The sequence below is a fragment of the Paracoccus haematequi genome (assembly GCF_900631945.1).
GTDB lineage: Bacteria > Pseudomonadota > Alphaproteobacteria > Rhodobacterales > Rhodobacteraceae > Paracoccus > Paracoccus haematequi_A.
Window position 1 is genome coordinate 1 of the sequence record NZ_UZWE01000018.1, and the last position, 15267, is coordinate 15267.

The 15267-nt window shown below is 67.5% G+C and carries 17 protein-coding genes and 1 tRNA gene; 7 read left to right on the top strand and 11 right to left on the bottom strand.

Going from position 1 to position 15267, the window contains the following annotated elements; translation table 11 throughout:
* Nucleotides 1-71: 71 nt before the first annotated feature.
* The 11 genes from PARHAE_RS01705 to PARHAE_RS01750 form a co-directional block, all read right to left on the bottom strand.
* On the bottom strand, nt 72-1193 hold the full coding sequence (locus tag PARHAE_RS01705; protein ID WP_126152878.1) for an AAA family ATPase: 1122 nt from the start codon (nt 1191-1193) through the stop codon (nt 72-74).
* Nucleotides 1174-1935, bottom strand: coding sequence for a DUF7146 domain-containing protein (locus PARHAE_RS01710; protein ID WP_241232633.1), 762 nt, complete (start codon nt 1933-1935; stop codon nt 1174-1176). Before PARHAE_RS01710 ends, PARHAE_RS01705 begins: the two co-directional genes overlap by 20 nt.
* A gap of 383 nt (nt 1936-2318) precedes the next feature.
* Nucleotides 2319-2501, bottom strand: coding sequence for a transcriptional coactivator p15/PC4 family protein (locus tag PARHAE_RS20940; protein ID WP_164555106.1), 183 nt, complete (start codon nt 2499-2501; stop codon nt 2319-2321).
* Nucleotides 2502-2713: 212 nt separating this feature from the next.
* Nucleotides 2714-2911, bottom strand: coding sequence for a helix-turn-helix transcriptional regulator (locus PARHAE_RS01720; RefSeq protein WP_126152881.1), 198 nt, complete (start codon nt 2909-2911; stop codon nt 2714-2716).
* Between the two features lie 106 nt (nt 2912-3017).
* The gene (locus PARHAE_RS21310) at nt 3018-3659 is read right to left on the bottom strand and encodes a hypothetical protein (protein ID WP_206436841.1); all 642 of its coding nucleotides are present in this window, start codon (nt 3657-3659) and stop codon (nt 3018-3020) included.
* Nucleotides 3656-4846: a tyrosine-type recombinase/integrase gene (locus PARHAE_RS01725; protein ID WP_126152882.1), complete on the bottom strand. Its 1191-nt coding sequence runs from the start codon at nt 4844-4846 to the stop codon at nt 3656-3658. The genes PARHAE_RS21310 and PARHAE_RS01725 overlap by 4 nt, the downstream gene beginning before the upstream one ends.
* Nucleotides 4847-5100: 254 nt before the next feature.
* Nucleotides 5101-5733 carry a VPLPA-CTERM sorting domain-containing protein gene (locus PARHAE_RS01730; RefSeq protein WP_126152883.1) on the bottom strand — a complete coding sequence of 211 codons (633 nt, stop codon included), beginning with the start codon at nt 5731-5733 and terminating at the stop codon, nt 5101-5103.
* Between the two features lie 143 nt (nt 5734-5876).
* A tRNA-Thr gene (locus tag PARHAE_RS01735) sits at nt 5877-5952 on the bottom strand.
* A 78-nt stretch (nt 5953-6030) separates the two neighbouring features.
* A complete protein-coding gene (locus tag PARHAE_RS01740) occupies nt 6031-7749 on the bottom strand; it encodes a heme biosynthesis protein HemY (RefSeq protein WP_126152884.1) in 1719 nt (572 codons plus the stop codon).
* Between the two features lie 9 nt (nt 7750-7758).
* Nucleotides 7759-9090 carry a COG4223 family protein gene (locus PARHAE_RS01745; RefSeq protein ID WP_126152885.1) on the bottom strand — a complete coding sequence of 444 codons (1332 nt, stop codon included), beginning with the start codon at nt 9088-9090 and terminating at the stop codon, nt 7759-7761.
* An 87-nt stretch (nt 9091-9177) separates the two neighbouring features.
* A complete protein-coding gene (locus PARHAE_RS01750; RefSeq protein WP_126152886.1) occupies nt 9178-9840 on the bottom strand; it encodes a uroporphyrinogen-III synthase in 663 nt (220 codons plus the stop codon).
* A gap of 65 nt (nt 9841-9905) precedes the next feature.
* On the opposite strand from PARHAE_RS01750, the gene tsaD reads away from it, so the two are divergent.
* The 7 genes from tsaD to lpxK all read left to right on the top strand — a co-directional run bounded on the left by tsaD (nt 9906) and on the right by lpxK (nt 15147).
* A complete protein-coding gene (gene tsaD, locus PARHAE_RS01755) occupies nt 9906-10976 on the top strand; it encodes a tRNA (adenosine(37)-N6)-threonylcarbamoyltransferase complex transferase subunit TsaD (protein WP_126152887.1) in 1071 nt (356 codons plus the stop codon).
* The gene (locus PARHAE_RS01760; protein WP_126152888.1) at nt 10973-11914 is read left to right on the top strand and encodes an NAD(P)H-dependent glycerol-3-phosphate dehydrogenase; all 942 of its coding nucleotides are present in this window, start codon (nt 10973-10975) and stop codon (nt 11912-11914) included. The genes tsaD and PARHAE_RS01760 overlap by 4 nt, the downstream gene beginning before the upstream one ends.
* The gene (locus tag PARHAE_RS01765; RefSeq protein WP_126152889.1) at nt 11911-12186 is read left to right on the top strand and encodes a YciI family protein; all 276 of its coding nucleotides are present in this window, start codon (nt 11911-11913) and stop codon (nt 12184-12186) included. The genes PARHAE_RS01760 and PARHAE_RS01765 overlap by 4 nt, the downstream gene beginning before the upstream one ends.
* The gene (locus PARHAE_RS01770; protein ID WP_126152890.1) at nt 12186-12599 is read left to right on the top strand and encodes an EVE domain-containing protein; all 414 of its coding nucleotides are present in this window, start codon (nt 12186-12188) and stop codon (nt 12597-12599) included. Before PARHAE_RS01765 ends, PARHAE_RS01770 begins: the two co-directional genes overlap by 1 nt.
* A gap of 126 nt (nt 12600-12725) precedes the next feature.
* Nucleotides 12726-12977 carry a DUF4170 domain-containing protein gene (locus tag PARHAE_RS01775; protein ID WP_126152891.1) on the top strand — a complete coding sequence of 84 codons (252 nt, stop codon included), beginning with the start codon at nt 12726-12728 and terminating at the stop codon, nt 12975-12977.
* Nucleotides 12978-13009: 32 nt separating this feature from the next.
* Entirely contained in the window at nt 13010-14167 is a 1158-nt protein-coding gene (locus tag PARHAE_RS01780; RefSeq protein ID WP_126152892.1) for a 3-deoxy-D-manno-octulosonic acid transferase, read from the top strand.
* A complete protein-coding gene (gene lpxK / locus PARHAE_RS01785) occupies nt 14164-15147 on the top strand; it encodes a tetraacyldisaccharide 4'-kinase (protein WP_126152893.1) in 984 nt (327 codons plus the stop codon). The genes PARHAE_RS01780 and lpxK overlap by 4 nt, the downstream gene beginning before the upstream one ends.
* The last annotated feature ends 120 nt before the right edge of the window (nt 15148-15267 follow it).

Sequence of the window (15267 nt, forward strand, 5' to 3'; positions counted from 1 at the left end):
GATGTAGGCGGGGATGAACCAACTTCCGCACCTGGGGTGAACAGGGGGGATGAAGGGGGGGTGAAGCCTGTTCACTGGCCTGCCTCCGCGATGTAGGTGACGCGTTTGGAAGGTGGCCCTTTGGCTTCGATCTTCACTTTTCCAGCAGCCAGCAGGGTTTCCATCGCGGTCTTGAAGGCCCGCTTTGTCACTCCCTCGCTGTCAGGATGTTCTGCAAATTGCTTCGGAGCATAGTTAGAGCCCCCGGCCGAATTGACGGTACGACCCTGCTCAGCGAACGTCCGTAGCAGCTTGAGAAATACTCGTTCTGCCCTGGCGCTAGCCGCCATCCGGTCCAGACCCGTTTCGGCAGGATCGGCCACGAAAACGCCATCGCGCCACGTCAGGCGGATCTCGCCACCGGTGCGGCCATAGTTCGCCTTCTTTGTAGACAGAACCCGCGCGTCGGGGTTGGGCTCATAGTCCTGTTGTATTTCCCGTTCCAGGTAGAGCCGCGACCTGACACTGTTGTTCCACGCCGTTGAGCCGCTGGTGCCGCTGCCGCTGTTCAAGCCAGAAAGGGATGGATGCGAAAGCAGGATGACCGCGCAGCCGTGACGGATTGCCAAGCCCCGCAACAGGCCGACGAATTGCCGCGCCTGCGCTCGATCGTTCTCATTTCCGGGGAAAAGGTCCGCCAGCGTGTCCAATACCAAGAGTACGGGCTTTTCGTCCTCGAGGCGCTTTTCCAGTTCGTCAAAGAGGGGAGAAGGCGAAAGACCCCCGGTCGCGCGATCTAGACGTGCCAGCAAGGCATCCTTGCCAGCCAGGCTGCAGATCGTGAGGCGGTCGAGGTCGTTGAACATGAGGCCAGAGGATTGCACCACAGCAGCCAGACGGCGGTGCAACTCCGCGTCATCATCTTCCGCGCTGATGAACAGGGCGCCGCCGCCGGCAACCTGATAGCCAAGCCATTCGCCACCTGCCGCGACAGCGCAGGCCAACTGAAGGGCCAACAGTGACTTTCCTGTGCCGCCATCGCCGCCCAGCAGCGTCACCGTGCCAGAGGGAACCAGATCGCGCACCAGCCATTCGCGTGATGGAACCGCCATCCCTTCGAACTCCGATGCTGGATAGAATGCTGGCCTTGCGGCAGGTTCCTGAAAGGGGATCTCCGCGGGGTGGAGGCTGCCGCTACTGGGGATCACGTTCATGATCGGCCCCCTCTCCTCGTAGGATGTCATTCCAATCTCGATCTGCCGGTGCGGGCAGCAGGCTGACGGCCCAGCCCAAAGACGTCGCGCGCCGGGCCAGCTTGCAGGCGGCGTCCTGCCCGGCTTTGTCACCATCATGGGCAATGGTCAGGCGGCTGCGCTGATCGGGAAGGTTCAGTGCGCCAACCCCTGCACAGGACAGCGCGGCCCAGATGCTCGCCGGACAACGGATAAGCCCGCAGGCCAGGCTCAAGGCAGTCTCGATACCTTCGGCCACCACGAGAGGACCATCGGCCTGAACGAGCCGAACGGCACCGCCCGCAGCCGCGCCCTGCATCGCCTTGACTGGTTCCACGTCCGCTTTCCCGCTGCCATCCGGGCGCAGATAGGTACGATGGATGGCAGCCCGCGGCAGACCCTCGATCAGGGCCACCATCGCCGGGAGGCGCCGGGCGGTCGGGTGCCAGCACTCGGGATGAAAGCGCAGCGTGTCCGGCAAGGGACAGTCGATGCCCCGGCCGCGCAGGTAAACCTCCGCAGGTGTGCCTCCTATCCGCAACGCCTCGCGCCACGTGGCAAGCGCCCGTCTCTCAGCCCGCTCCGCTTGAGCCCGCTCCTCGGCCTCGCGCTGGGCAATCTCGGCCGCGCTGGGCGGCGCATAATTATGACTGCCCTCAATCAGGCCCAGACCGCGCAGTGCGTCCAGAACGTCGGAAAAGGCGCAGCCGGCCAGGCAGTTCAAAAGCAGCCTGCCGCTGCTCCCATCCGAGAGAGACAGGGATGGCCTACGGTCCCCGTGCGCTGGGCAGCAGGCCACTCCGTAACGCCCATACCATTTGCCTCGCAGGGCAAGGGTCAGGGTCTGAGCATCACTCATGGCCGCACCCTTCCGCCGTCGCCGTGGCTGAGGCGTATTCGTCACTCTGAGGTAGGGTCTCGCGGTGGCGGACGAACCGAATGGATCTGTCGCTACGTTCTTCCGTGGCCAGCTTGGCAAACGTGGCGAGTGGAACGGGCAGAAAGCAGAGAGTTCTGCCCCGATAGACATGAACCACCTCGGATGGTTCCGCACCCTCGGCCACCAGTTTGCGGCAATAGGACAGCAGGGCCGGTTTCACAGGAAGGTCAATCCGCACGATAGACCCCCTGATGAACCTTGCTCAGCGCCGCCATAAAGTCCGGCAGCAACTCTGCACGAAAGGCGAGGCCCTGCTTGCCTGGCCGCATCTCTCCGGCATCGTCGCGATACCAGACCCGAAAGTTGATGATGTCGCGCCCTTTGAAATGTTCCGCCGTGATGCGGATCACCTCGCGGCTATTCTTCGGGATCGTCCCATGATCAATTGGGCACCCTTCCGAAGTCCCCGAAGGATTGGGCGTGGTGTCGTGTGAAGATCTGAGATTAGCCATTGCTCTTGCCTTCTTCGTTGCAGGCAAGGGCGCTGGGCACTATGTTCCAAGGTGTTCAAGTCCCGGATAGAAATGCCGCCGCCGCCCTTATGCCCAAGGGTGGCGGTTTTCTATGCGGCCTCGAAACGAGCAGCTTTTGCCCGCTCAATGACTTCCAGGATCTCGGATTGTGGCCAGCGTGAAGTCGAGCCCAGCTTGACGGGCTTAGGAATGGTGCCATCCGCAACGCGCCGCCAGAACGTGGGAACGCTAATGCCGAGAAGGGGCGCGGCTTCTTTGTCCTTCAGAAGGGGGTCGATGATACGCATTGAGCAGCCCTCATGTTGATTGATGATGGCCGGGACTTTGGTTCAATCCGTAACTTTCAAAAAAATGCACGAAAAAAGAAACTTCGCGCCTTTGGTATGTTACCCGCTATGCTTCCCCCCGCAGCTGGCGCGCAAGAAGACCGTGCTGGCGGATAGCCGTGATCGCCGCCTCATTCCCTCGCAGGGGCTTGCACACCGTTTTACAATGCGCGGGGCAGCTTTTGCTGCTGAGGCCTAAGGCGTCGAGGACCTGTGCCGCTCCTCTCGTAAAGGGTGTGGATGGCACCCCTTGGGCGTCACTGCCCCAAGTCGGACAGCGTCCATTCGCAAGGATGTAGATTTCAGCGCAAGCCTCGATCACACGCCGCTCTTTTGTTGCAGGTTGTTGGCCGCGCTTCCGCTTTTCGCCCTCGGTCACCTCGATCGCGTACTCAAACCCTGGTGTCAGCTGTCGTAGAACTGCCTCCAAGTCGGCCAGTGCGTCGCTGTCCAATCGGCTAGATCGTACAGGCCCGTCAATCACATCCCGTATTGATGCGCTGAGCGCGGGCAATGTTTTCAGGATCGTTGCCGCACTTTGAGACAAGATTTGAACAGCCTCGCGGTCAGCCTCTCGCATTTCAGTCGAAGGTTGCGCGACTAGGCCAAGCATCACCCCCCGCAACGAACCAGCGCGGAATGGAGCCCACTCAAGTGCAGCTTGATACCCAATCTGATCGAGCGCCTGGTCCAGCTTTTCTATGTTCATGCTCTGACAAGCTCCACCACTTGTCCCGACTGCCCCGTGACATGTTTTGCCCAGCGCGCCAGCAAGGCCCGCCGTTGCTCCAGGAAGTCCGTGCGGCGGTAGGCCCTTTCGACAGAGCGCCCGACAACATGTCCCAGCATGGTTTCCGCAACATCGTGCGGGGCGTCGGTTGTCTCAGCCAGCCAGTCCCGGAGACTGGAACGAAAGCCGTGCGGCCGCTCCTTCATTCCTCTGCGCTCCATCAGCCGCGCCATGGTCGCATCGGAAATGACGCCTTTGCGCACGCTGGGGAACAGAAAGCCTTCACGAGCATGGGCCTTGGCCACCTCAATGATGGCCAGCGCTTCGGGAACCAGCGGTACGCGGAAATCAGGCGTAGCGTCCTTGCGGCCCTTCATCGTTTCCCCAGGGATAGTCCACACGTCGCCATGGACTTGGCTTTCGTGAAGGAAGCGCAGCGGACCCGATCTAGCACCTGTGAGGATCAGAAGCCGAAGGGCCAGATGCGTCACTGTCCCATCGTTCAGGCTGGCATAGAACTCGGGAACATCCTTCCACGATAGGGCCGGTATATTTTGCTCCCGGTGACGGCTCTTGCCTAGCAGCGCCCGCGCCTTCACAGTCGCCTGTAGATCCACTTGCAGGCCCAGCGCCGCGGCGTGCTGCATGCAAATCGCCAAGCGGCTTAGCGCCTTCTCGGCTGTCACCGCCTTCGTGTGCCAGATCGGCGCCAGACAGTCGCGAATATCGGCTTGGTCAATGTCGGCAACCGGCACCCGGCCCAGCTTCGGCAAGATGTGGATTTCGAGCGGGCTGAACCATCGGCCCGCTTTTCCGTCGCCCTTCAGTGACGCCTTTCTGGTCTCGAAGGCATCAAGGGCAACGTCCTTCAGAACATGAAGATTGCGGGCTGCTTCCCTCCGCTCGCGCTGGCGTTCCTTGATCGGATCCAGCCCTCCTCGCACCTGGGCTCGAGCCGCTTCAGCATATTTCCTGGCCTCAGCCAGCGAGACAGCCGGAAAAGACCCAAGTCCCATTTCGCGCCGTCTGCCGTGAACCGTGACGCGCAGCACCCACTTGCCGCGCATGCTTTCGTCTTTCACCAGCCAGAGCCCGGCACCGTCCGAATACTTACCAGGGCCAAGCGCTGCCGCCCCCTTTGCGCTCAGTCGATTGCTTGCCCGCATGGCTTTCCTCCTGGACCAACATCTGGTCCCCCTCTGGGTCCACCCATAGATATAGTAAGGGATGAGTGTGACCGATAAGGAATGATGCTGCTAGATATCAGAAAAGCCAAGTAAGATTGGAAACCCGATAGCGCCTGATGCAGACTGAGAGCCACATGTAGGGTCGTTCAATGCCCGCCGCCCGCACCACAGCCTTTCCGCAGGAAATCCCCGCCCGGTCCAACCCGGCGGGGATCCCCGGTCTTAGCCTGCTGTCAGGCCCGGTTCCTGCGGCGACGACCCGCAAAACCGATCCCGGCCATGGCGCCGCCCAACAGCAGCGCCGAGGCGGGCAGCGGCACCGGCGCGATCGTCACGTTGTCGACAAAGCCCCCCAGGCTGTTGTTGATGCCGGTGGCGGCAAAGGTCAGCCGCAGCACATCCCCGGCATTGACGCTGAAGTTGGTGGCGACCTCTTGCCAGCCCGCAGGAAAGACTCCGTCGATCGAACCGCTGATCAGGCCGCCCAGCGAATAGTCGATGCCGTTGTCCGTCGGCGTCGTCGTGCGCGGCGCATAGTAGAACGACAGACGATAGATGCCCGCCACCGCAAAGGTAATGTCCTGATACATCGACGAATTGTCGTCGCTGTCCAGTTCGACATACCAGTTGCCGTCCTGCGCATCATGGGTCGTCAGCGTGCCATTGTCCTGCAACTCGATTCCCGAACCGGAACCCTTGGTCCAGCCGGGAATCGTATCATAGACACCGAACGAACCCCGGTTGAGACCGCCGCCCGCCAGGCCCGATACATCCTCGAAGCTGCCGTTCACGACGGTCGCCGCCGAGGCCGCCCCCGCCAGGCAGACAACCGAGACGGACAGCGCCGCCATTGTTCTGATTATCATGCAACCCTCCCTTCCGGGATACCGATACAGACAGATCGGCTGGCCGTCCCGGAGCGAACAGCCTGGTTCAGGCTACACAATTCCGGGGATTCGGAAAAGAAGTTAACGGCCCTCGGGCCATGGTCCGGTCGCCTGGGGCGATCTGGTGCCGGTGAAGGGACTCGAACCCCCGACCCCATCATTACGAATGACGTGCTCTACCAGCTGAGCTACACCGGCATCTGGTGAGGGGCCGGATAACAGGTTCCCCGGCGAGGGAAAAGGGGGCGCGGGATTTTTTCTGCGCCCCCCTTCCCGTCAGGGGCGGGTCTTGCCCTCGGTCCAGTCGGCATCCTCGGGCGGCAGGACATCGGGGCGGATCAGGGTCGGTTCGGGATCCGTGGCCGGCACCGGCCTGACCGAGGGCTGCGGCGCTGCGCGGATCTCGGATGGGGCCGGGGCGGGTTCAGGGGTGGTGATGGTGCTGGCCGGTTCGACCGTGACGTAGTCGGTCTCGCGCGGGACCATGCCGGGGGCGACATGGGCGACTTCGACCGGACGCGCCTTGGCGGCAGGCTTGGCCGGCGCATCCGGTGCCCGGATGTCGGCAGGCGGCACGTCCTCGACCTTTGGGGCAACAGGCGGCTGAGGTTTCGGCGCGCCGACCAGTAGCGGCAGCATCTCGGCGCCGGGGGCAGCCATGGCGGCTGTGGCGCGCGTCTCGGGTTCGCGCCAGGTCAGGGTGTCGAAACCGCCGCAGCTATCGCAGACCGGCGCCCAGTCGCCCATCACGTTGTGGCACTTGTCGCAGACCCATTGCGGACCGCGCGATGCCGTCAGCGCGCGCGTCAGGTAACCGCGCACCACGCTGTCGTCCGCCCCTTCGCCGCGTTCGACCGCCGCCATGATCGACAGGGTGCGCACGGTGGGATGCTTTTCGGCCAGATCGCCAAGCGCGCGGCGGGCGCCGGGGAAATCCTCGGCCGCCAGCAGCAGTTCCGCGCGCAGCAGGCGCGATTCCTCGTCATTGGGATTCTTCGAGATCAGGCGGTCGAACCGCGTCAGACGGGCGGCAGGCGTTTCGTCGGGGACGATCTCGGCATAGGCGGCGGCGATATCGGGATGGGGCCGCACCGACCAGGTTTTCTCAAGCACGCGCGAGGCGTTGCGGAAATCCTTCTGCGCGATATAGCTGCGCGCGGCCAGCACCGCCGCCGGGATCAGATCCGGCGACGCCTTGTTGGCGGAAATCGCGGCCTCGCGGGCGCTGATGGAATTGCCCTGTGCCAGAACCTCGGCCGCTTCCTGCAAGGCCAGCACCGCGTCGCGGCGGATATGCACGTCTTGGGGCAGGTCGCCCTGGCGGCGCTTGTCCTTCAGAACCTGCCGCGCGCCCTTCCAGTCGTTCTCGCGCATCTCCAGTTCCAGAAGGGTGTCCTGCAACTCGCGGTGCCGGGGCTTCAGGGCATAGGCCTTCTGCGCCAGCAGCAGCGCGGTCGCGGTATCGCCCTCGTCGATCTTCTGGCGCATCAGGCCGCGGATGCCGACGAAGCGGGTGCGGTCGTCCTCCAGCAGCTTGCGATAGATCTGGCCCGCGCGGGCCTTGTCGCCGGCAACCTCGGCCGCCTGGGCGGACAGCAGGTTGGTGATATGGGGCATGTGCAGGTATTTCTCGGCGCGGGTGGCCTTGTCCTGCGCCAGCTTGCCTTCGCCGGACGCGACCGCCAGCATCCCCTCGCCAAGCGCCTCATAGCCCTTGCGTTCGCGGGACCGGGCGAAATAGCGGTCAATGGCGGTTTCGTCCCCCGCGATGAAGCGGATGAAGGCCAGGGCCAGGCCCAGGGCCTTGAAGACCAGCCAGGCCAGAACCATCAGCACCAGCAGGGCCACGACCGCCTTGACCGGGGTCAGCGCGTATTCGGTGCCCGCATATTCCACGCGCAGCATCTGGCCGGTTTCCGACAGATGCACGGCGCCAAGCGCGATCACCAGGACGACCGCGAAGAAGAACAGGATTTTCAACAGGGACAGCAACATGCCCGGACCTCAGTTTGCAGGGGCCGACAGGTCGGACAAGGCCGCCTGCGCATCGCGATAGGCGGTCGCGCCCGCCAGCCAGTCCGCCATGGCGGGGGCGGCGCGGGCATCGTCGGGCAGCGCGCCGATCTCGGTCACGGCATCGGCGATCCGCCCTTCCTGGACGGCGGCGTCGGCGCGCGACAGGACCGCATCGGGATCCGTCCCCTCGCGCGGGACGATGGATCGGGCGCCGGTCTGGGCGCGCAGGAAATTGCCGAACAGGCTGCCGTTGCCGGTGGCGCTGTCCTGACGCAGCGAGGTGCGCAGGGCGGCGCGCGCGGCTTCGGGGAACCCGGCTTGCAGGCTGTCGAGGCTGGGAACTTCGCGCGTCAGCGCCTCGGGCGCCTCAAGCCCGACGCCCTCCAGCGTCTGGCGCGCCTCGTCCGGGGCGATGCCGCGATCCAGGGCGGATTGCAGCGCGGCGATGGCGGCCACGGCCTCGGCCCGGCGGGTGCTTTCGGCGGCGGCCTGCTGCAACTGCTGCGCCTCGGCCTGGGCGGCGTTGATCTGCGCCTGCGCAGCCTGGGCTGCGGTCTGCAACTGCTGTTCCAGCGTATCGGCCTGGTCGGCCAGGGTCTGGACGCGGGCGGCAAGGTCGGGGTCGATCTGCGGGCGGGCGCTCAGCTCGCGAATCTCGGCGGCCTGATCATCGATCTGCTGGCGCAGCGCCGCTAGATCCTCGGCCGAGGCGCCGGAGGCCTGCGGGGCGTTATCGGAGGCAGCCGCAAGCTCGGCGCGCAGGGCGTCGATCTGTTCGGCGGTCGCGGCCTCGGCCGCGCTGACGGCCTCGCTGCGAATCGCGGCGACATCGACATCGGGGGCGGCTGCGGCGGGCTGTTCGGGCAGCCAGGCGGCGGGCAGATGCGGCAGCGCCCAGATCGTCGCAGCCGATCCCAGCCCGGCGGCGACGACACCGCCCAGGACGACCGGCCAGAAGCCGGTCTTCTGCACCGTGACCTTCCGTGCAGGCGCCGCAGCCGCAGCCTCGCGCACCGGAGGATCCTTCGGCGGGGCGTCTTTCGGCGCGTCTTTCGCCCCGGCGGGGGTCTTGTCCTTGCCGGGCTTGTCGGCGGCCTTGCGCGCGGCCGCAGGGTTCTGGCCGGTCTTGTCGCCCAGAAGGGTGGACTCGATCGGCCTGATCTCTCCGCCCGTCGCGGCGGCCGACGAGCCGTCGCCCGCGCCGATGGGGGACCGGGCGATCACGCCCGGGTCGGCGGCGTCCTTTTTCAGCATCAGGGGCGTCTTGTCCTGCGGGGTTTCGGAATGGCTGTCGCTTTTGGTCTTGTCTGGCTTTTTCACGTCATGTCCCCGTCTCGCGGCGGCAGCATGGCCGCGCCTGGCCGCAGCCTAATGAGACGGGGGCCGCTTCTCAACCCGCCCTAAGCATCATTGTTCCGCCAAAGCCAGGGCGCGGACGGCCGCAGCCATCGCCGCCGCATCGGGCCGTTCGGCCACCGCATGACCGGCGGCGGGGCCGTCCCAGGCGGCCCAGGCGGCATCGCTGATCGCCGCCACCCGCAGCGGCGCCCGCGCCCCCCGCGTCGCATCCGCCACCAGCCGGGCACTGCGGGGCGAGAACAGCGGCAGCACGACCGGACCGTCGCCCCCCAGCAGCGCCCGCGCCTCGGCCGTCAAGGGCACCGCCTGCTGGTCATAGACCACCATCCCCGGCACCGGCAGCCGCTTGGCCAGGTGACGGCCATGCGGATGAATCAGCGGCACCCCGGCGCCGTCGATCAGCGGCAGCAGCCCTTCGGCGAAACCGTTGCCCGCGCGCACGTCGAACCCCGCCGCCCGCGCGACCTGCGCCGTATGCCCGCCCACGCACAGCGCCAGCCGCCCGCGCCCCGGCCCCGCCGCAGCCACCGCATGGGCCGAGGTGAAGACCAGCCCCGGCGCATCCCGCAGCGCCGCGCCATCGTGATCCACCGCCACGATCCGCAGGATCGGAGAGATCACCGCCCGCCATTCCGGCAGCATCGCCGCAAAGCGCCGCGAATCCGCCTGAGGGCGGGTCAGCAACAGGACCGGCCGCTTGGTGCTGGACATTGGCATCCCCCCTGTCCGATGCTAGGGCCATAGGCCTAAGCGCCATTCCCCCGCCCGGCAAGAGCATGGACGACACCCAGATTTTCCTTGGCATCGAAAGCAGTTGCGACGACACAGCGGCCGCGCTTGTGACGGGCGACCGGCGGATCCTGTCCTCGGTCGTCAGCAGCCAGACCGCGCTGCATGCCGATTTCGGCGGCGTCGTGCCGGAAATCGCCGCCCGCGCCCATGCCGAGCGGCTGGATCTGGTGGTCGAGCAAGCGCTGGCGCAGGCAGGTGTGGCGCTGTCCGATGTCACGGCTATCGCCGTCACGGCGGGGCCGGGGCTGATCGGCGGGGTGATGGCAGGCGTGATGTGCGCCAAAGGCATCGCCGCCGGCGCCGGCCTGCCGCTGGTCGGCGTGAACCACCTTGCGGGCCATGCGCTGACGCCGCGCCTGACCGACGGCATCGGCTTTCCCTATCTGATGCTGCTGGTCTCGGGCGGGCATTGCCAGTTCCTGCGCGTGGACGGGCCGCAGGATTTCACCCGCCTGGGCGGCACCATCGACGACGCGCCGGGCGAGGCGTTCGACAAGCTGGCCAAGCTCTTGGCCCTGCCCCAGCCCGGCGGGCCCTCTGTCGAGGCCGAGGCCGCGAATGGCGATCCCGACCGCTTCCCCCTGCCCCGCCCGCTGCTGGACCGGCCGGGCTGTGACATGTCCTTCTCGGGGCTGAAAACCGCCGCCCTGCGGCTGCGCGACCAGTTGATCGCCGACCAGGGCGGATTGCGCCAGCAGGACCGCGCCGATCTTTGCGCCGCCTTCCAGCAGGCCGTGGCCGAGGTTCTGGCCGAGAAATCCCGCCGCGCCCTGGCCGCCCATCCGGTGCCGGTGCTGGCCGTGGCGGGCGGGGTCGCGGCGAACCGCACGATCCGCGCGGCCTTGCAGCAGGTGGCGCAGGACGCGGGCGCGCGCTTCCTGGCCCCGCCGCTGGCGCTGTGCACCGACAACGGCGCGATGATCGCCTGGGCAGGGGCGGAACGCTTTGCCCTGGGCCAGCGCGACGGCATGGACCTGGCCGCCCGCCCTCGATGGCCGCTGGACCGCGACGCAACGCCGATGCTGGGCGGCGGCAAGAAGGGGGCCAAGGCATGAGCGTGTCGATCCTGGGCGCGGGCGCTTTCGGCACGGCGCTTGCGGTGGCGCTGTCGGCCAATGGCCCGGTGACGCTGTGGGCGCGCGACATCCGCTGGGGCCGCGACAACCCCCGCCTGCCGGGCGTGACGCTGCCCGACGCGATCCGCGTCACCGACGACCTGGGCACTGCCGCACGGGCCGACACGCTGCTGCTGGCCTTGCCCGCGCAGGCGCTTGGCGGCTTCCTGGCCGATCACGCGGGCCTGCTGGACGGCAGGACGCTGGTCAGCACCGCCAAGGGCATCGACCTGTCGCGCCTGACCGGCCCCTCGACCCTGCTGGCGGGGGCCTGCCCGCAGGCCACCATCGCCGTGATGACCGGCCCGTCCTTCGCCGCCGACATTGCGCGCGGGTTGCCCACCGCGCTGACCCTGGCCTGCGCCGACGCGCATGCGGGCCGCGCCCTGCAACACGCGCTGTCCACCCCGGTCCTGCGGCTCTACCGCACCACCGACGTGACCGGCGCGGAACTGGGCGGCGCGCTGAAGAACGTCATCGCCATCGCGGCGGGCGTGGTGATCGGCGCGGGCCTGGGCGACAGCGCCCGCGCCGCCATCGTCACGCGCGGCTTCGCCGAAATGACCCGCCTCGCCGCCCGGCTTGGCGCGCGGCCGGAAACGCTGACCGGGTTGTCCGGCCTGGGCGATCTGACGCTGACCTGCACCTCGGCGCAGTCGCGCAACTTCCGCTATGGCCAGGCGCTTGGCGCGCGCCAGCCCTTCGACAGCAACACGACCGTCGAAGGCGCCGCCACCGCCCGCGCGGTGGCCGCCCTGTCCGCCCGGATCGGCTGCGACATGCCCATCGCCGCGATGGTGGCGGCCCTTGCCGAAGGCCGGGTTTCCGTCGAAAACGCGTCCGAGATGCTGATGACCCGCCCCCTGAAGGAGGAATGATGCCCCTGTTCGCCCTGATCTGCCGTGACAAGCCCGGCGCCCTGGAAACCCGCATGGCCAACCGCGAGGCGCATCTGGCCTATGTCCGCGACACCCGCGTGGTGCTGTTCGGCGGCCCGATGCTGACCGACGGCGAAATGCGCGGATCGCTGCTGGTGCTCAAGGCCGACAGCCTCGACGCGGCGAAGGCCTGGTCGGACCGCGATCCCTATGCCCTTGCCGGGCTGTTCGATTCGGTCGAGATCACCGAATGGAAGAAGGTGATCGGCTGATGGCCTATTGGCTGTTCAAGTCCGAACCGGACGTGTTCGGCTGGGACGATCTTGTCGCGAAGGGCGACAAGGGCGAGGAATGGGACGGGGTCCGCAACTATCAGGCCCGCAACTTCATGCGCGCCATGAAGGCGGGCGACCTGGGCCTGTTCTACCATTCCAACATCGGCAAGGAAGCCGTGGGCATCGTCCAGGTCATCGCCGAGGCCCATCCCGACAGCTCCACCGACGATCCGCGATGGGAATGCGTGGACGTGAAGGCCGTGAAGCCCCTGCCCCGGCCCATTTCGCTGGACCAGGCGAAACAGGAACCGGCGCTGAAGGACATGGTGCTGGTCAACAACTCGCGCCTGTCGGTACAGCCGGTGACAGATGCCGAATGGGCGACGATCATGAAACTGGCGGGGCTGTGACGGCCGCCCCTTCACCTTTGCCCAAATATCCCACGGGGGTCCGGGGGTGTGAAACCCCCGGCTTGCCGCTTCATCTCGCCGCGCCGCCGCATTAGGATCCGCGCGGCACAACCACAGGAAACACCCATGAGCCAGCGTCTGCATCTTGTCTTCGGCGGCGAATTGACCGACCCGCAGGGCACCCAGTTCCGCGACACGGACAATATCCACATCGTCGGCATCTTCCCCAACTACCAGACAGCCTATGATGCCTGGAAGGCCGAGGCCCAGCGGACCGTGGACAGCGCCCATACCCGCTATTTCATCGCCCACCTGCACCGCCTGCGGGACGAGGAAACCGCCGCCAGCGCAACCGAGGAGCTGGAGGTCAGGGGCTGATCGCCCGCGCCGGGCGCGCGCGGGGCGCTGTCATGGCCGGAACCGGGATCGGGCGGCTTGCGCTGTGGATGCGGCGCGCCCGGATCCCCGCACCGGACGATGCGGTGGCGCCCGAAATCCCCTCGGGGACCGGCCCGCTGCTGCTGGTCCAGACCGCCCCCGAGGCCCGCGCGGCCTTTGCCCAGGTGCAGCGCCGCCTGATGCGCAGCAGGCCCGACCTGCGGATTTTCGACGCGGGCGACCCTTCCCCCGCACAGGCCGAATTGCTGATGCAGGCCGGACCGGCCGCCGTGCTGCTGATGGGCACCGACCTGCCTGCCGCGCTGATCCAGGCGGCCAGCCGCCGGGGCCTGCCCATCGTCCTGGCCGAAGGACGCTTTTCCCCCGAGGATACGGCCTGGACGCTGAAGGCCAGCGCGCGGCGCGAATTGCTGCGCCAGGTCCGGGCGATCCTTGTCACCGACCCGGCCAGCCGCTTGGTCGCCCTGCGCATGGGCGCGGACCGCAGGCGCGTGACCCTGACCGGCCCGGTCGCCGAGATCCGCGACCCCCTGCCCTGTTCCGAGGCCGAGCGCAGCGTCATCGCCCAGCTTCTGCGCGGCCGCCACGCCTGGCTTGCCGCCTCGGTCCCCCCGGACGAGGAACAGGCGGTCCTGACCGCCCATCACGCGGCCCTGGCCCAGTCGCATCGGGCGCTGCTGTTCCTCGCCCCGCGCGATCCCGACCGCATCGCCCCCCTGGCCGAGGCGATCGAGGCCAGCGGCCTGACCGTCGCCCGCCGGTCCCTGGACGAGGATCCGACCGACGACGTGCATGTCATGCTGACCGACGGCCCGACCGAGATGGGCCTGTGGTATCGGCTGGCCCCCGTCACCTATCTGGGCGGCACGCTGGGAGGCGACGACGCCGCCGCGCGCCACCCGTTCGAACCCGCAGCCTTGGGTTCGGCCATCGTCCACGGTCCCCATACGGACCGTTTCGCAGCCGAATGGCAGCAGTTGCGCGGCGCGGGCGCGGCGCGCCAGGTCGCCGATGCGGACGACCTGGCGGCCGCCATCGCCGAACTGTCGCAACCCGACCTGATCGCGACGCTGGCCAGCAACGCCTGGACCGTCAGCACCGGCGGCGCGGACGTGACGCTGCGCATCTGCGCCCCGGTCCTGGACGCCATCGGAAAGGCCACGCCATGAGACGCGCACCCGCCTTCTGGTATCAGCGCCCGCCCAGCCTGGCCGCGCGCCTGCTGTCGCCGCTGGGTGCAGCCTATGCCCGCGCCACTGCGCGGCGCCTGGCGGGCGGGGCACGGGCGACGGTCGGCGTGCCGGTGATCTGCGTCGGCAACCTCAATGCCGGGGGCACAGGCAAGACGCCCACCGTCATCCACCTGCAACAGGCGCTGCAAGCGCGCGGCGTCGCGGTGCATGTCGTCTCGCGCGGCTATGGCGGCAGCGCGGCAGGACCGCTGCGGGTGGTCGAATCCTCTCACGATGCCGCGCTGACCGGGGACGAGCCGCTGCTGATGGCCGCTTTCGGTCCGGTCTGGGTCGCCAAGGACCGGCTGGCGGGCGCGCGCGCGGCCGCAGAGGACGGCGCGCAGGCGATCATCCTTGACGACGGCTTCCAGGATCCCGCCTTGGCCCATGACCTGTCGCTGGTGGTCGTCGACGCCGCCAAGGGCTTCGGCAACGGGCTGTGCATCCCCGCCGGGCCGCTGCGCGAACCCGTGGCGGCGGGCCTGGCGCGCGCCGACCTGCTGCTGTCCATCGGCCCGGCGGACGCCCAGGCCCGTTTCACCGCCCCCCCAGGCCCGCCGCATCTGCGCGGCGCCCTGGCCCCCCTGCCCATGGGCATGGACTGGCAGGGTCACCGCGTCCTGGCCTTCGCCGGGATCGGCCACCCCGAGAAATTCTTCGCCACCTTGACCGGCCTGGGCGCCGAGTTGGTCCGGGCCGAGGCGTTGGAGGACCACCAGCCCTTCACTCCGGCCCTGCTGACCCGGCTGGAGACCGAATCGCGGCTTCTGGGCGCACAGCTTGTCACCACCGAAAAGGATGCGGCACGCCTGCCCCGGTCCTTCCGGTCCAGGGTGATGACCCTGCCGGTGCGCCTTGCCATCGACGACCCCTCGCCCCTGGACCAGGCGCTGGAGCGGCTGTTTCCGCGCGGCTGATCTTTGCAATCCGCGCCGCAATTCCGATATAGGGCGGGACCGGGCCATCACGGCCCACAGGGAAAGACACAGGCATGTCGCAGAACGCCATTCAACGGCTGGGCTTCTATCTGCTGGTTC

Excerpts from the sequence above, each read along its gene's own strand:
- PARHAE_RS01770 (WP_126152890.1), top strand. The coding sequence starts at position 12,186 with ATGGCCTATTGGCTGTTCAAGTCCGAACCGGACGTGTTCGGCTGGGAC.
- lpxK (WP_126152893.1), top strand. The coding sequence starts at position 14,164 with ATGAGACGCGCACCCGCCTTCTGGTATCAGCGCCCGCCCAGCCTGGCC.
- PARHAE_RS01730 (WP_126152883.1), bottom strand. The coding sequence starts at position 5,733 with ATGATAATCAGAACAATGGCGGCGCTGTCCGTCTCGGTTGTCTGCCTG.
- PARHAE_RS21310 (WP_206436841.1), bottom strand. The coding sequence starts at position 3,659 with ATGAACATAGAAAAGCTGGACCAGGCGCTCGATCAGATTGGGTATCAA.
- PARHAE_RS01775 (WP_126152891.1), top strand. The coding sequence starts at position 12,726 with ATGAGCCAGCGTCTGCATCTTGTCTTCGGCGGCGAATTGACCGACCCG.
- PARHAE_RS01740 (WP_126152884.1), bottom strand. The coding sequence starts at position 7,749 with ATGTTGCTGTCCCTGTTGAAAATCCTGTTCTTCTTCGCGGTCGTCCTG.
- PARHAE_RS01725 (WP_126152882.1), bottom strand. The coding sequence starts at position 4,846 with ATGCGGGCAAGCAATCGACTGAGCGCAAAGGGGGCGGCAGCGCTTGGC.
- PARHAE_RS01720 (WP_126152881.1), bottom strand. The coding sequence starts at position 2,911 with ATGCGTATCATCGACCCCCTTCTGAAGGACAAAGAAGCCGCGCCCCTT.
- PARHAE_RS01765 (WP_126152889.1), top strand. The coding sequence starts at position 11,911 with ATGATGCCCCTGTTCGCCCTGATCTGCCGTGACAAGCCCGGCGCCCTG.
- PARHAE_RS01705 (WP_126152878.1), bottom strand. The coding sequence starts at position 1,193 with ATGAACGTGATCCCCAGTAGCGGCAGCCTCCACCCCGCGGAGATCCCC.
- PARHAE_RS01780 (WP_126152892.1), top strand. The coding sequence starts at position 13,010 with ATGGCCGGAACCGGGATCGGGCGGCTTGCGCTGTGGATGCGGCGCGCC.
- PARHAE_RS01760 (WP_126152888.1), top strand. The coding sequence starts at position 10,973 with ATGAGCGTGTCGATCCTGGGCGCGGGCGCTTTCGGCACGGCGCTTGCG.
- tsaD (WP_126152887.1), top strand. The coding sequence starts at position 9,906 with ATGGACGACACCCAGATTTTCCTTGGCATCGAAAGCAGTTGCGACGAC.
- PARHAE_RS01750 (WP_126152886.1), bottom strand. The coding sequence starts at position 9,840 with ATGTCCAGCACCAAGCGGCCGGTCCTGTTGCTGACCCGCCCTCAGGCG.